Here is a 15,663-nt window from a genome sequence, read left to right as displayed (position 1 = left end):
TATGTGGCGCGGGCTGTCACGCCTCACTGACATCGCGCTGGGCGCCATGGTCGGAGGAGAATTTGTGGGTAATTGAAAGCTTCACCGGACTGATACGCAGAAGCCGATGGCTTTACATGCTCTCCGTTTGCTCATCCCGTAGGCGTCCACTATGTCGGCAACAGCTTTTCGCGTCCGTGCGAGCGTCACCACTTGTTTGCCAAGAGTCCTCAGCGCCGCATTGTCCAGCATCGCACTCGCCAGCAACCGCTTCAGCCGTGTGTTCTCATGCTCCAACATCTTCAGCCGCTTGGCCGCGAGACTTCATCCCGCCGAACTTGGCTTTCCATTGTAAATGTTCGCGTCGTTGGCGCTACGCTTGCGGGACAAGCGGGCGACCGAAACCCGAGCCTCTTCTTTTAAAAATCCCGATGATCTGCTCTTCCGAAAGGCGGTTATCCTTCATGCTCTGGTCCTCGTCTGGGCCAGAACGAGCTTCAAATCTGGCGGAAGCCGATCCAGTCGCGAGCCCTTTGAAGAAGCGGTCGCGCTCGGGGAGCCGCCGGAGACCGGCGACCGCGCGCGGCGAGAGCAGCCGGAAGTCGCCTGCGTCTTCCCGAATCTTCTGCCGCGCACCCCAATTGATCAGGGCATAGAAGCCGTGCACTGCGAGGCGTCGCAAAAGGATTCATTTTCGCGATGGGCTTTGGCGGTATATACCACGTCATAGCCGCCTTCTCTCCAGTGGCTAACGAGCTGCTGTACCAGCGCTGGCGGATGCTGGCCGTCCCCGTCCATGAACAGCACTGCGGCCCGCGGCGGGCGTTGTCGAGCGCGGCTTCCTTGCCGATATTGCGCGACAGCGAAACCACTTGGACGTCGAGGGAGTCAGCCGGCAGCGTACGCGCGATCGAAAGCGTCGCGTCGCTTGAACGTCATCGACATAGACTACCTCGCAAGCGAGTTCATGACGCTGCCGCAGCACTTTGGCGAGATGCAAATTCGCCGATGCAGCGCGGCAAGTCCCGCGGCCTCGCTATGTGCGGGGACGACAATCGACAGCCCTTGCGCCGCGGCAGTCACCGCTGTCGTGGACAGGCTCGAGACGTCGCTACCGAGCATCATCGATCAGATTCCCAACATTCATAGAACATGGTTGGTTATGTTCGTCACGAGGACGGGCGGGATCAATAGCCTCGACCGCGCCCAGAACGCCTCATCCGGGATCCGACTTGGCAGTCTCTCAACTGGCTTGCGACGCCGTCGGCTCCCCCTCTCTCTGTCCAGTGAGAACAATCCAATCGGTTCCGTGAAACCGACCAACGCAGATGCGTAAAGTGGTAGTTGGCGAAGTATTCCCTGACCAAATGGCCATTCTAGCCGCACCAAATGTTGATGCTGTGGCGCGACTCGATCTTGACGATATGCCACAAATTCAAACCTGCTGACGATCTCGATCATGGGCTAGGTTGAACGAGGGGGCCCGAGGAGATCCGAAGGCGGCCCGTAAGGATCACCGCTTCCATTTTTCGCTAGCCGGCCGGTGTCGCCTGGCTTCATGACAGGACTGCTCTGCCAGCGCGGCGGGGCGTAACGGCTTGAACAAAAACTGCCTGTGGACATTCGGATCGTCCTCATCCTCATCGTTGACCGGCGTTTCGAACATGGCGGCGGCGACGTAGTCCGCCACACCGGCTCCAAACGAGGCCATGACGCTGACGTGATCAAGATGACGCCAACCCTCCGGCTCGATCAGTACCCAGGCTTTGGCTAGATCGGTGCAATTCTCTAGTCCGAGCGTTTCCACCGCGACTGCACTACTGCCGGGATATCCACCGATTAGCCATGGTTGACCGAGCGCTCGCGTCTCGAGCACATATAGCAGGCCAGGTGAGCGGCCGGAGAGATCGATCATCGGCATGCCGAATTTAAGGCCGGCCGCCTGGGCCTGGGCTCTTGCCGTGACCAGATAGTCGTGGAAGGGCTGAGAGAGCACCAGTTCTCCACCACCCGGCAGGAGCGTTACGGCAGTATAAGTACGCAGATTGCGCACCTGACGATACGGCTTAAGCATGCCAATATTGACCACTGATGCAGTTAGCAACTGCGCCAAGACGGTCAGGGGCAGTAGGGTTGCGACGCTGCGTCCCTGTTGCGCAAGAGGGCTCAGGAAGGCCACGGCCGCGAGCATCCAGAACAAGGCAGCCTGCGAACCGAGGGACCAGTAATTGAGAACGGAGCCGAGTGCGAACAGGTGCGGCAAGACCAAAAAGATTAGTGCTAGAGCGATGCTGGCGGGAGCCTGGGTGCGCAAAACAAATCCGTCTCGATAGAATATCGCGCCCAAGCATGTGAAGGCCAGTACCAGGAACACAGTCGAGCCCTTGATGATGATCGTGTCCGTCCCCAGCAGCGCGATTGCTATGCTTACGATCAACACGGGGGCGAGGACTAGCAATGGGAGCAACTTGTACGTGGATCCGATCAGAATGATGAACAAAAGAGCTATCGCTATTAGCGCAGCGAGGGCGAGTTGTGAAATACTGGTGGGGAGCCAGTCGATCCGAAACATGAGAGATACCTCGTGCCCGGCACCCAGCAAGACCTCCATTTCAGCGCTGTTGATCATACGGATTACCAACCCGGTGATGCCGCCATCGATCAAGTAGGCGGTGATGATCAGAAGAGCGAGAGCAACCAGTGCGGCGCCAAGCATGGGCAGCAGCAATTTTCGGCGGAAAACGACGACGTAGAGCACAACCACAAGGGCAATGGCCGCAGCGGTGGTCGGCTTGGCCATGAAGCAGCACCAGCCGCCGACGCCCACCAGGATCCCTCCCAATATATGGCGGATGCGCTCTGGCCGATCAGCTAGCAGCAAGCCGATCATCACCATAAATAGGGATTGAATGCTCAGCGTGTAGTAGCTCGGGATGCGTGCCCAGACCGGAACGGAGACCAATGCCAAACTGGCGGTTCCTGCCGATAGCACCGCCGCATGCGACCAGTCTACTTTCCAGAAGCGCTGGATCATAAGAACGCTGAGAATCCAGCCCAGCGCCATAGCGACCGTGAAGTTTGCCATGCGAAGCACTGTGATGTCGCCAGCGGCCCACTGATATGGGTAGTGAAAGACAAAACCGAAAAGAGTCGTCGAAAGGTTGGTTGTGTAGGGGAATGGGTTCGCCATGAAGTTAAGGTAGAAACCTTCGTCGCTGAGAAGCAGACCGAAACTGCTGTAGTACAGAACCGAGCCAAAAAGGATTACTGTCGTCACCGCGGACAGCGCCAACAAAGTCCGATCCATCAAGACCGATAACGTCCCTCTGTTGGCAAAGCGATTATCTCTCGGCATAGGCCCTCCTGATAGCCTCGTTAGAGGAGGCCCATTCCTATGGATATCAGCCGTGATGGCTTCTAACTGAACTGAGCGCCGCAATCTCCCCCAAGAATTGGTAGAGTCCCATCACCTTTTGATCTGATCCCAGGCAAACTGGTCCATTTTGTTTGAGTGCGCTGCCGAATCTCCTGGTTGGGAGGAGCGGAAGACATCAAGGCTCAAAAGTCTCCAAACCCAAAAGACGGTTAGTTTGAAGTAGGCCAATGACGAAGGTCTGGGCTGCCGAGATCTGCCGGAAACGCGGTAGTTCAGGCGCCCTGACGTTGCCCCCGCGGGCTTATCCAGTTTGAAGTTCGTTCTGGCCCACGACAAGGACCAGAGCATGAAGCGCAATCGCTTTTCGGAAGAGCAGATCATCGGGATTTTGAAGGAGCATAAGGCCCGCGTTTCGGTCGCCGATCTTTGTCCAAGCATGGCGTCAGCGACGCCAGCATCTACAAGTGGAAAGCCAAGTTCGGCGGGCTGGAGGTCTCGGAGGCCAAGCGGTTGAAGACGCTGGAGGACGAGAACATGCGTCTGAAACGGTTGCTGGCTGACGCCATGCTGGACAATGCGGCGCTGAAGGACCTCTTGGGAAAGAAATGGGACGCCCGCGGGAAAGCGGAAAGCTGTCGCTCATCTGCGAAAAGCATTCGGGATGAGCAAACGGCGGGCGTGTAAAGCCATCGGCTGATGACGATAAGATAGCAGACGACCCGGGTGGACGATGCCGGCTTTCGCCAGGGCATGTGGGTGATCGCCAAGGAACGCCGCCGCTTCGGCTATCGGCGCCTGCATGTTCTGCTCAAGCGCGAAGGCTATCTGAGCAACCACAAGAAACTGTTCCGGCTGTACCGGGAAGAGAAGCTTGCAGTCTGTCACCGCGGCGGTCGCAAGCGGGCAATTGGGACCAGAGCACCGATGATGGTGCCGATGGCGCCCAACGAGCGCTGGTCGCTCGACTTCGCGTCGGATCAGCTCACTGGCGGCCGCCGCTTCCGTGTCCTGACCGTGGTCGACGACTGCACCCGCGAGTGTTTGGCGCTGGTGGCCGACAGCTCGCTCTCCGTCACTCGGGTGGCGCGGGAACTGGACCGGCTGGTGATTGAGCGCGGCAAGCCGAAGTCAGCGACAACGGCAGCGTGCTCACCAGCAACGCCATCCTGACATGGGCCGATCAGAGCCGCGTTTTGTCATTACGGCGCGTGTTGTATGAATGATTCCGTCTGCATTAACTCGACGCATGTACTCAAAATTGTTATAATCGAACGTGTCGAGCGTCGCCTGATACAGCACCCCGGCGTTGTTAACGAGGATCGTTGCCGGACCAAACTGCGTCTCGGTCTGCGCGATCATTGATCGAGCGGATGTAACATCCGCCACGTCCGCGCCTACGACCATAGCACGACCACCAACGGCCCTGATCTCGGCCGCAACTTGTTCGGACGCCTCGGCACGCTCTGTATAGGTCACACACACCGCAGCGCCGCGCTTCGCCAGCAAGAGCGCGGTTGCTTATACCCTGGAACCGCCCGTGACCACAGCCACTTGATTGCCCACATCATCTACGTCCTGTAAAGTGCCTCGCGGTGCGCGCCCAAGTTAAGCGGCTTCCATCGGGAGTAAGCCCGTCTGGCTATTCGGCAGCCTCGGACTCTTCTTCAGATCTCTCCGACCAGCACTCATGGCGGATTTCCGAGGCTGTCGAGCCTGCATCCCACACCTAGGTCTCGCGTGATCAACGTCAGGCGAATGTTTTACGGTCCACCAAGGCGCGCGACGTCAACTCCCGGATTTGGTAGCGCCTTGGGCGACTGAACTTCGAGGTGACGAGCCTCCGGCGGTTCTGTACGGATCCCGCGATGGCCCTTAGCGAGGACGTCCTCGGCGGGCGATTGTCTTCAGGGCGTGGGAGCGAGCCAGGCAGCAGTTCGTCAATGCGTCCGAAGCGGAGCGAGGCTGTGGTCGGGATCACGTGGTGCGAACTAAGCCTATGGACCGCGTCGTCCGGCTAGACGGTGGCTTGGGGGCGTAGATTACAGCCGCTGGCCGACTGACCGAGTCCTGCCCCGGAGATCCAGATCGCGCTAGGGAGTTCTGTGGGCAAACTCCTGCATGATCGATCAGGCGGCCGGTACAACCGTCTTCTGTAAAGCGCTGTCGATGCTCGCTCGAGGAAGCGCAGCAGGGTATCGAGGTTGGAGGAGCCGCGGATGGCCTTTAACTTGGATAGACTTGAGGATGGTCACGGCGCCCGCTTTAGCGCCTGCTGTCCTTGCTCGAACAGATTGGCCAGCTAGCGGTGATCCTCGAACAAGGCCTCCGTCGCGCCGGACGAGCCCACGATCAAACCCGCAAACAGCTCGCGGCGTTGGGAAAGAACCTGCGGCTCTTCTTGTCGAGGTGCGCCGGCGAGTGTTGTATGTTTGCCGCTCCGTTCGGCGCAAGGTCGCGCTTAGATGAAAATGCCCCTGCCTACGTCACGACCCGACCGTCAAATGGTCGCCGGCAAAGAACCTTCGCGGGTTATCCTCCAAGATGGAGTCGATGTCCTCCTGGCTGACACCGCGTGCGCGTATCATGGGGATGAAGTCTGTGAACATGTAGGTGTGGGCCTGATAGAGACCCTGCGACTTCAGGTATTCGACCTTTGCGATATGCTCTGCGGTGGCATGAAAACTGAACTTGCCGAGTCTGGCGCAGAATCGGTCCATGCTCATCATGATTTGCGCACGAAACCCCTCGCGCACGAGCTGCACCAAATTGTCTGCGCGCGCCTCGTCCGTCCGATGATAGAACATCCCGATTTGATCGAACCCGATGTAGGAGCCAGCGTCGACAATACGGCGATGGTAAGCTGGATCCGGGTTGCAGCAGCTATGGCCAATGAGACAGCGGTGGAGGGCAACCCCGGCTTCGGCGAATAGCTGCTGTTGTTCCGGTCCAGCACAGCCGCGTGTCGTGTGGGTAATGATCGGAACTGCCGTCGCCCTGTGTGCGATGCAGGCGGCGGAGACGAATCTGGTTTCTTGTGCTGTGATGGCTGGGGCGCCGGTAGAGACCTTGATCGCGCCTGCCCTCACACCAGTGTCGCCGATGCCCTTAGTAATCTCGCTGATGTAAAGCTCAGCGATTTCATCAACGCTACGTGCGCGCCAGTAACTCGGAAGCCCCATCTCCTCGTAGTAAAATCCAGTGGTGCAGACGATTTGCATGCCGGATCGTTCGGAAATCTCCTTCATTATGGTGGCGTCGCGGCCGAGTTCAATTGGACAGGGGTCGACGAACGTGTGCACCCCATATTCAAGGCGTAACTTCAACACCCGCTGGACTGCGTCTTTGATAAACGCCGTGCGATCGACTTTCGCGAGGGGATCATAGGACGCGCCAGGAAAGGCGATAAACAGATGCTCGTGCATCAGAGTGCGACCCAGGCGCTCAGCTGGGATTGGCCCTGTCACGGTCTGCACCATCATGCGTTGCTTCTCCTCGCGGTAGTAATGTCTTGTTGCATTGAAGCGCGGCTGTGAGTCATGATGCGCAGCTTTGTTTTATTGTAGCGGTAGGGAGTAAGAATCCATTTATGGAACTAGTAACCGCGCGCTCATTGCGAACGACCATGCGTCCCTTTCGGGCGTCAGCGCATCTCAGGCGAGTCGTCAACCGAGCTGCATCACGCCACCTGACTTTGAGCGTGTCAGCCGGCTGCTATGCATACAACTACCGCTTCTTGTAGTTGCAACGTTGTCGTGCGCTTTACCTCGGAACTCGAGAAGGAGGCGCGATATGCATGCAGCATGACGCCCGACGATTTCGCACTCGTTCTCAGCCTGGCTCAAGGATGTGTCACGCCCGCCGCTTCCGAGGCGATTTTGCTGATGTGCCCGAAGGGCAATAAGGCAATGCCATTCTGGACCGCGGTTCGTGCCGTTTCGCAAAAGGTGCGGTAGTGCCCACGTGGCAGTCGGCGAAACTCGGCAGCATGCGCCGCCTCGGCGCTGCCTCACAGCGAAGGCAGCGCTACGCGGCTATAGCTTACCGGGCCACCATCACTGAGGACACGACCGCGCCGCTTGTCGGGCAGGCCAAGTAGAGCGGTTCTATAACTGGCAATTCCGTCCCAGGTCACTTTTTCTAAGCACCACCGGCGTTCAGGGGATCGATGTTACAAACTAGCGACCTTATAGCCCTTTCATCTAACCTGTTCGATCTGGTAGCTGCCTATGCGGCGTGATCCGTGATTATTGTGACACGAGCCGCGCTGCCGCGCTTCGTAGATTCGCAAGTATGCGATCGCGTTGGGGTTCTGAGGAGGGCGTGCATGTTGGGCAAAGACCAAAATGGACAAGAAAAGAAACGCCGCGTCTCCGATGGACATCGCACCGGACAATTTCGCAATACGCCCTACGTGATTAGTGAGAGCCGGGGGTACTTCGATGCGGCCCACGCGGCTGGTCTCATGGGCATACAGGGACGTTCTATGACCGGACGCGCCTTTGCTTTAGGTACGGGTCCGCTCGACAGAAGAGAGCAGATAGTCGATTTTGTGCGTTGCTCCTATCTGGGTCTCGACAACCATCCGGCGGTTGTCGCAGGCGCCATCGAGGCCATCGAAGCCCATCATTCATTGCATTGGTCATGTGCGCGAACTCGCCTCAATTTCGATCTTCTGGGAGAGCTTGAAGCGACCCTGTCGGAGATGTTCGGCGCTCGCGTGCTTGCATTTTCGACTGTTATGCTCGCTAATCTGGGTGTGATGCCCCTCCTCGCGTCCGGCCAGTTAACGGGTGGAAGGAAGCCTGTCGTTGTGTTCGACCGCATAGCCCACATATCGCTTGCCTATCACAAGGCTGTGGTGGCTGACGAAACGCGGGTGGAAACCATCGCTCACAACGACATTGACGCGCTTGAGGATCTTTGCCGTGAACATTCGGTCGTTGCTTACATATGCGACGGTGTCTACTCCATGGGAGGCAATGCACCCGTACAGGAGCTGCGACGCCTTCAGGAGCGTTACGGACTGTTTTTATATATCGACGATGCTCATGGCATCTCATTGTTCGGACGCAAGGGGCAAGGCTTTGCCCGCTCTCAATTTCCTCAAGAGCTCGATGAACGCACGATCATAGCAGCCTCGTTAGGGAAGGGCTTCGGTGCGTCGGGCGGCATGTTGATGCTCGGAACGCACGAGCAGGAGGCTCTGTTTCGGCGGTATGCCATTCCTTATGCGTTCTCAGTGGCCCCCAATCTAGCGGCGGTTGGGGCCGCGCTTGGCTCCTGCAAAATCCACCTCTCCGCAGAACTGAGTGAACGACAAGCGCGGCTAGCGCGACGGATCGAATTATTTGATCGTCGTATCGCAACCGCCGAGCGAGGCAATTCGCTTCCGATCAGAATGATCACGACTGGATCGGAAGCCAATGCGATTGCAACCGCTAGAGAACTTCTGGACGCTGGTTTTTATACCTCAGTCACATTTTTCCCGACGGTCGCGCAAGGAAGGGCAGGGATTCGAGTATGCATTACGGCCGATCATGAAGTTCGCGACATAGAGCGGCTCTGCGACTGCATCTCGCGAACGCAACCGCTACAGGGAAAAATGGCATGACGTGATAGCAACAAGACACCGCTTCTATCCATACCGCAAGAAGAGAATGCCTGGGCCGAGATGCCAGGAGCAACGGCACCTGCGAGTTAATGTGTTGGACGCTTTGCCCTCAGGTCTATGAATTCTTGAACGAGACATTTAAGAGATCAGGTTCGGCGTGGTGTAGCAGCGAGGTCGATTCTCGCGCGATGATTCAAGCCAACGAGGGGGTCCGTCGAACCAGAGCCGAAGAGGCATCTTCCTCCGGGGCAGTCAATGACTCGCCTTCACGAATCTCTTTGAATAGGCGCTCAAGTCGTTGAAATCCGCCCGTATCATGCTCGCTGTTGTTTGATGCGCCCCACCAACCGATGGCACGCCTCTCGAATATCTTTGTCTATTGCAGCCTGGACGCGCGTCTTGTCACGGTCCTCAAGGCCGGCTATTGCTTGCATGTGGTTGACAGCATCAGCCCGCCGGTCTGCAATGTTCGAGCTAAGTTCGCTCAGCGAAGGCCAAATTCGCATCCAAAGCGATTCGATCATTGCTAGCAGCCGAGGCATTTGTGCACTTTCGTACACTCAAAAGTGGAACGACTTGTCTGCCCTTAGTGTGGCAGCATGATTGGTAGCATCAAGCATACTGGTACTTTGCGCCTGCAGTTTCTTTAGCCCTTCAACGGAGTCGCCAGCTATACGCTCCGCAGCAATGCCCGCAGCGAGTGGCTCAAGCACCAGTCGAATTGAAGTCACCTCGTCCAGCGCGGCTAAAGTCAGGATCGGCACAATCACGGTCTTGGGTCCGGCATTGGCAAGTGCTCCCTCGCCGATCAATCGCATGATCGCATCGCGGGCCGGTGAGGTACTAATGCTGAGAGCTTCAGCAACCCTGCGGACGGTCAGCTTCTGGCCGGCCCGAAAATGCCCCCGAACGATGGCTTCCTTCAGCGAAGTGTAGGCGAGCTCGCCGAGACTGAGTTGATGACGATCGATTGGAAATAGTGCCGTCTTCGGGGGCGTTCTTGCCGCCTGCAACTCAAGTGATCCAGACAACATAGAGAGCAGCTCTTGCATCAGAATTCTGAAATTGAACGATCTTGTCGCGGTGCGGAGCAATGTCGCTTTACTGGGCCAGTATGGATCCAACGACTCGTGTGAACACTGAGACGAACGGCACGCCCTGCGGAGGCTCGTTGTCATCAGCAATAATCATGCCATCTGCAGGAGCTATCGTGGGTCACTTTGCGAGAGAAATCCGGAGCTCTGCAACACCTGTATGGAATGGCCTTGCCACACTCTGTCGGAGTTGTGACACGAGAGTGCCAAGCGAGACATTTATGCTGGCGGGCATGGCGACGAATGAATGTCACACCTGACGAGATTGATCACTTCCTTGAGATTCGGGCAGCGTAGACTGGTCACCTCATCACCAAGTCGCTCAACATGGGTTCGGCGATATACGGCCAATTGCGCTCGATCTTATAAGCGTACCACAGAGTTGTTGCTATCCAAAATAACGGATCAGAGTCGGGCATGAGAGGCATCATTGAACTGTGGAATTCGAGCGGTTTAACCATAGAGGGACTTCGCGAAACCGCTCGGTCGTCTGGCACAAGGCTTTGCCTGATCAGCGGTCGCGCCAAAAGGCGGAACTGAGAGTGCCTACCGACGATGCTGCTATTGGGGGGCGTCAGCGCTAGATCGTAACGCTCGCGTCTGTCTCGCGCGGTCGAGCTCGGAACAGTACTGTGGGGCGAGCGGAGCCGTGTATCTGCAGACAGAACCTTGCTATTGAAGCGGGCTGGCACGCTCGTTGCTAGCTCTTGGTGGAGACCGTCAGCAGCTGAACGCCAATTTACGGGCAGTGATAACAAGGAGCAGACAAGAAGAGCCTAATGATTGCCGTGAAGGCGGCTTCTGCAGTTCTGGGCATGATTCTCCAATTGCGAATGCCGCGCTTGCCCGTGATCTATCGGCGCCGCAACGCGTGGCCTTTCGCAGTGATTCCTATTTGCCTCAACCTTGTGAAGATGTCGTCCGGGTCGGCCTTGGTTCGAGGGTTGGTCGATATTCCAGATGCGGTGTGCCAAGCGTCGAAGCGCAACGTTGCATCAAGGCCGATCCGCGCTTTTTTCGTATCACTCTAGCAGTCGGCCGCCGATAAGTGGTTCCTGAAAGGAAAAGTCTCTCTCTCTCTCTCTCTCTCTCTCTCTCTCTCTCTCTCTTTGGAGTTACAGGCCCGCGTCGGCAAGACAAGATTTGCGACGCATTTGCGTGGCCAATTAATTGGAGCCCGCCATGGGAATACTATCGCATCTGAGGGTCGTCGAGATCGGTAGCTCGGCCGCAACGAGCTACTGCGCGCGCTTGTTTGCCGATTTCGGCGCCGATGTTCAAAAAGTCGAGCCGCCAGCCGGCGATCCACTTCGCAGAAGCGCGCCGCTGACGCGTAGCAGCCAGAGCGCGTGGTTCGCCTTTCTGAACTTCAATAAGTCAAGCACCATCATCGATGCGAAAGACCGGGACGCGGTCGACCGATTGGCGGATCTGATTGAAGGTTGTGACATTTTGATCGACGGCCGTGACGTCGATCGCGCGGATTGCCCGTCGATCGATGTCCCCGCTATCCGCGAGCGGCGGCCCCAATTGATATACCTCACTGCGAGCTGGTTTGGCCGCGAGGGCCCTTATGCAGGATTTGCGGCAACAGATTCAACAGTTCGCGCGCTCGCCGGCCTCGTCAAGCTGGTGGGTTCGGTCGAGGGGCCGCCATTGCATGCGCCGGATTTTCAGACTGGTATCCTCGCCGGACTCTGGGGCTTCATCGCGGCGGCCTCGTCGGAGATCGCGCGAATGGAATACGGGGCAGGTCGATCTTGGTCGCTCAGCATCTACGAATCCATCCTCGCTGTTAGCGAATTTCTCATGTCGGAGGCGGTGGGGCGCACCGAAGTGATGCGCCGGATCGGGGTCAATCGCTTCTGGCCGAGCTTTCCGGTTGGCATTTACGAAACCAAAAAAGGTTGGCTCGGCGTTACCACAGCTACTCCGGCGCAATGGCGGGCTTTCTGCGATATGCTTGAGCTATCCGGGTTGCGCGACGACCCGGCGCTCGTTCTCGGCGAAGACCGCCTCCAATGCGTGGAAGCGATCGAACGTCAGTTTATACCCAGACTGAAGGCGCGTACCGCCCAAGAGTGGTTTGAAGAGGGCCTAAAACGAAAGATCCCGATGGTGCCGGTGCCCGCAATATCCGATCTGCTAGAAGACTCGGAGAAGAGGGCCCGAGGCGCGGTCGTGCCTGTCGTGCTTGGCAGAGAACGAGGGCTGACGGTCGGTTCGATGCAGCGGCTGACGCTAACGCCGCCGCGCCGGGGTGGAAGGGTTCCAGCTCCTGGAGAGCAGCAGGCCTTCGCGAAACTGGGAAGGCACCTAACCGCAACGGCGTTTGGTTCCTCCGGCCGCATCGACGTCAGCCAGCTCCCATTGCAGCCAATCCGCGTCGTCGACTTCTCAATGGGTTGGGCTGGCCCGTTGTGCACGCGCACGCTGGCTGATCTCGGCGCGGATGTTATCAAGATCGAGGCCATCCAATATCCGGATTGGTGGCGCGGTATTGACCGACGCCCTGATTATGTCCGCGGCCAAATGTACGAAAAGACGGCGCGCTTCTGCATCATGAACCGTAACAAGCGCGGTATTACGCTCGACCTGAAGCAACCACAAGGGGTGGCTCTCGCCAAAAGGCTCTTGATAGGAGCCGATGTTGTCGTCAGCAACTATTCAGTCGATGTACTGGCGAGGCTCGGCCTTGGGTACGAAGTGCTTCGAACATTGAACCCTCGGCTCGTGGTGATGTCGATGTCAGCCTTCGGTGCGCACAGCGTCCACCGCGACTGCCGAGCTTACGGCTCGACTCTCGAGCAGGGATCGGGTTTGCCTAGCGTGATCGGCCACCCCGACGGGTCACCCATGATGAGCCACCCCGCTTTTGGGGATCCAGTCGGCGGCTTGAATGGTTGCGCCGCAGTTCTGCTTGCCCTGATTCACGCTCGCAAGACCGGGCACGGACAGTTCATCGACTTAGGACAGATCGAATGCATGATGCCGTTCGCAGCGCCTTGGATCACGGTCCGGTCGACTGGTATCTCAGCCATACGTTACGGCAATCGGCATCCGCAGTTTGTACCGCACGGCTGCTTCCGATGCGCAGGTGAGGACAGCTGGATTATGGTAGCAGCGACGGACGCGAGCATGTGGCAGAGGCTTGCTCTGCTTATTGGCCGACCTGACTGGGCAGAGGACCTATCGCTAAGAGCTACGGAAACTCGCCGGGCTGTTGAGGATGCTATCGAGACGGAACTCGCACGTTGGGCACTAGTCCGCGACGCGGATCAAGCTATGTCCGAGTTGCAGGCCGTAAAGGTGGCCGCTGGCGTGGCCCGCCTGCCAATTGATCTGCTCAAGGATGGGCATCTCCAGTCACGCGCATTTCTGCAAGAAATCGAACGCAGGTTCATAGGCTTGCATCCGCAGCCTTCGATGCCAATTCGCGAAGGAGAGGCACCCTATTCGATCCGCACAGCTGCACCGACTCTCGGACAGCACAACAGAGAGGTCCTGTCAGACCTTCTTGGCCTGTCCGATGCGGAAATTATTTGCTTGGAGAGGACAGGCATTATCGGTTCGGAGATGCTCTCCGAAGAGGAACTCACAAGGAGAAAGAAAATGCGGCCAAACCGATAAATCGGCAATGCGCCCCCGCATGACTCTTGCGGCGGCATGCCGGCAATGCTGAGCGGATCGTTTTTGAAGCGGGCTCGCTCATCGGCTTTGGCACCAACTCAGGGCGCTGGGCGTTCCGGTTATTTGTCTAGATGCGCGTCATGCCAACGCAGCGTTGTCGATGCGCATCAACAAGTCGGATCCAAACGATGCCAAAGGGCCACCGAAATGGCCCGCCTGGGATGGTACCGGGAAGCTTCCGTGAAAGGGCGGAGAGCTGGAAGACCCGTTCGATGCCGGCGGCTCGAACCAAGCTGGTGAATTTGCCGCGAGATATCGACAATCAAATGCGCGGCCAGTGTAAGGGGCTCGTATTAGTGCTCGGCAAGGCCGGTTCGACCAAACTGGTTCGCAAAGTCAAGCCGTGCTCGTTGAAGCACCGGATTTACACGGTATTTTCGCGGCCGCCGCTCGTTGCCCAGTCCTGCTTGAAGCAAATTGAAAAATCTGATCGACAGCTCCTGGCAGTAGCAACAGGCAACCAAACATTGGGCGAATGATGACCGTTCCCGGTATCGGTCCCCTGACTGTCCTGTCCTTCGTCGTCACCATCGATGACCCCACTCGCTTCAGACATTCCGCCGACGTCGGCGCCCATCTCGGCCTAACACCAAGATGTAACCAATCCGGTGAGATCGATCGCGCCGGCCGCATCTCCAAGCGCGGCAACCAAGGTTCGAACTTATTTGTTCGAGGCCGCGAACGTCCCGCTGACCGTATTCAGGCAAGGTTCGGCGCTCAAGCGCTGGGGCAGCAAGCTGGCCAAACGCATCGGCGCTCAAAAGGCGCAGGTTGCGGTCGCTCGCAAAATGGCTGTCATCCTGCATGCATCTGGACTGATGGCACCGAGTTCCAGGCAGAGATGCGTACTGCATGAACCAGTCTAAACCAATACAGATCCGCCTTCGGCGGAACAAGCGTCCCTGCCGGAACGAAGGTGTTGGCAATCTCGAAGTCGTCCCTGCGGGCGTTACGCACCGCGCTCTTCACATCGAGATGCCGCACCTCTTGAACACCATCATGCGGCGCTCCTGATAGAGACGACTGCGGAAAGAAGCATGAACCCGGCAGTGGATCATCTTGTCTAATCGGGGTTGACACCGTGCCCGCGATTAAAGAACGGACGACTATTGACGATCTGCTCCTCGTAGACGCACAGCAAACCTCAACCACTCAACTCTGTTCAACTCCGCCGACGTCTCAGGCCTCGCGCCTCGTGGCGGCGATCTGCGGAGTTTCGAAAATATCGAGTTCAATCTGGGGCGACACCTCGACGATGGTTTCTGGATGATGGCCAATCTCGATTAGCACGTACTTAAACGCTTGGACGCGGTTCACGAACATCCCGCCAAAAGCGCCGCTTTGTTCGCGGGCCACCCAGTTGCCGTGGCGATTCTTTCCAATAAATACGATTGACGCCGCGGGGCTGCGCGAAGGAGATTCGAGAAGTTTCACATCATAGTCCTTCAAAGGCCTTTGAAACGTATGCGGCTGAGTCGACGGCTCTCAAATCCAAACTATAGCTATCTTAAAGGGTGTCAGCCTGCAGGAAGCCTAAGTTAGTGTGCCCACGCTTGGCCCTCTCGCGTCGGTCTCGAATACAGCAAAAGAATAGGGAGTTCGCCTACCAATTCTGGAGGGAACTGCAAAATCACTCTTGCTCAATGTTCGCTCAATCGTGGAGCGACAGCTTTGCGCTCTTTGAAACCGCAAAGACTGCGAGTACTAGCTAGACCCGTGCTTCGATACCGAGTGCGCGTACCGAGCGATCGCGACCGGGCGTTCCGATTGATCACGACCGGCTGTACCGATTGATTGCGACCAGGCGTTCCGATTGATCGCGACCACCCATTCCGGGCGATCGCGACCAGCCTGTGGACGGGTGTGACGGGCGCCGTTGGGTGATCTGCGAATCGGCATGGTTTCGCTCCTTT

Annotated in this window: 10 protein-coding genes and 3 pseudogenes; 6 read left to right on the top strand and 7 right to left on the bottom strand. The window is 57.6% G+C overall.

What is annotated here, in order from left to right; all coding sequences use genetic code 11:
- Window positions 1-96 precede the first annotated feature (96 nt).
- The 3 genes and pseudogenes from KJQ96_RS40900 to KJQ96_RS36410 form a co-directional block, all read right to left on the bottom strand.
- A pseudogene (locus KJQ96_RS40900) lies at window positions 97-445 on the bottom strand (transposase); the annotation flags it as partial.
- A 34-nt stretch (window positions 446-479) separates the two neighbouring features.
- Window positions 480-1,104: pseudogene (locus tag KJQ96_RS36415) on the bottom strand (glycosyltransferase family 2 protein); the annotation flags it as partial.
- A 388-nt stretch (window positions 1,105-1,492) separates the two neighbouring features.
- Window positions 1,493-3,334, bottom strand: coding sequence for a hypothetical protein (locus KJQ96_RS36410; protein ID WP_213290939.1), 1,842 nt, complete (start codon window positions 3,332-3,334; stop codon window positions 1,493-1,495).
- Between the two features lie 367 nt (window positions 3,335-3,701).
- Between KJQ96_RS36410 and KJQ96_RS36405 the strand changes: the two are divergent.
- Window positions 3,702-4,548: pseudogene (locus tag KJQ96_RS36405) on the top strand (IS3 family transposase); the annotation flags it as partial.
- Here the strand turns inward: KJQ96_RS36405 and KJQ96_RS36400 are convergent.
- Window positions 4,505-4,861, bottom strand: a complete 357-nt coding sequence (locus KJQ96_RS36400) for an SDR family NAD(P)-dependent oxidoreductase (protein WP_213290938.1) — start codon at window positions 4,859-4,861, stop codon at window positions 4,505-4,507. The pseudogene KJQ96_RS36405 and the gene KJQ96_RS36400 overlap by 44 nt on opposite strands.
- 977 nt (window positions 4,862-5,838) lie before the next feature.
- Window positions 5,839-6,834 carry a phosphotriesterase gene (locus tag KJQ96_RS36395; protein ID WP_213290937.1) on the bottom strand — a complete coding sequence of 332 codons (996 nt, stop codon included), beginning with the start codon at window positions 6,832-6,834 and terminating at the stop codon, window positions 5,839-5,841.
- 845 nt (window positions 6,835-7,679) lie between these two features.
- On the opposite strand from KJQ96_RS36395, the gene KJQ96_RS36390 reads away from it, so the two are divergent.
- Window positions 7,680-8,966 (top strand): aminotransferase class I/II-fold pyridoxal phosphate-dependent enzyme, encoded by a 1,287-nt coding sequence (locus KJQ96_RS36390; RefSeq protein ID WP_213290936.1) that lies wholly within the window; start codon window positions 7,680-7,682, stop codon window positions 8,964-8,966.
- 560 nt (window positions 8,967-9,526) lie between these two features.
- On the opposite strand, the gene KJQ96_RS36385 is transcribed toward KJQ96_RS36390, so the two are convergent.
- Entirely contained in the window at window positions 9,527-10,018 is a 492-nt protein-coding gene (locus KJQ96_RS36385; RefSeq protein ID WP_249734968.1) for a GntR family transcriptional regulator, read from the bottom strand.
- An 821-nt stretch (window positions 10,019-10,839) separates the two neighbouring features.
- Between KJQ96_RS36385 and KJQ96_RS36380 the strand changes: the two genes are divergently transcribed.
- From KJQ96_RS36380 to KJQ96_RS36365, 4 genes are all read left to right on the top strand, one after another.
- The gene (locus tag KJQ96_RS36380; protein WP_213290935.1) at window positions 10,840-11,091 is read left to right on the top strand and encodes a hypothetical protein; all 252 of its coding nucleotides are present in this window, start codon (window positions 10,840-10,842) and stop codon (window positions 11,089-11,091) included.
- 151 nt (window positions 11,092-11,242) lie between these two features.
- Complete coding sequence (locus KJQ96_RS36375) at window positions 11,243-13,690, top strand: CoA transferase (protein WP_213290934.1); 2,448 nt, start codon at window positions 11,243-11,245, stop codon at window positions 13,688-13,690.
- 272 nt (window positions 13,691-13,962) lie between these two features.
- Window positions 13,963-14,229, top strand: a complete 267-nt coding sequence (locus KJQ96_RS36370) for a hypothetical protein (protein WP_213290933.1) — start codon at window positions 13,963-13,965, stop codon at window positions 14,227-14,229.
- A complete protein-coding gene (locus tag KJQ96_RS36365; protein ID WP_213290932.1) occupies window positions 14,226-14,606 on the top strand; it encodes a transposase in 381 nt (126 codons plus the stop codon). The genes KJQ96_RS36370 and KJQ96_RS36365 overlap by 4 nt, the downstream gene beginning before the upstream one ends.
- A 323-nt stretch (window positions 14,607-14,929) precedes the next feature.
- Here KJQ96_RS36365 and KJQ96_RS36360 read toward each other — a convergent pair whose 3' ends face one another.
- Window positions 14,930-15,184: a hypothetical protein gene (locus tag KJQ96_RS36360; RefSeq protein WP_213290931.1), complete on the bottom strand. Its 255-nt coding sequence runs from the start codon at window positions 15,182-15,184 to the stop codon at window positions 14,930-14,932.
- Window positions 15,185-15,663: the final 479 nt, after the last annotated feature.

This window comes from Bradyrhizobium sp. sGM-13 (assembly GCF_018398875.1).
Classification (GTDB): Bacteria; Pseudomonadota; Alphaproteobacteria; order Rhizobiales; family Xanthobacteraceae; genus Bradyrhizobium.
The sequence above is the reverse complement of the archived record's forward strand: the minus strand, read 5'-3'. Positions and strand labels throughout refer to the sequence as shown.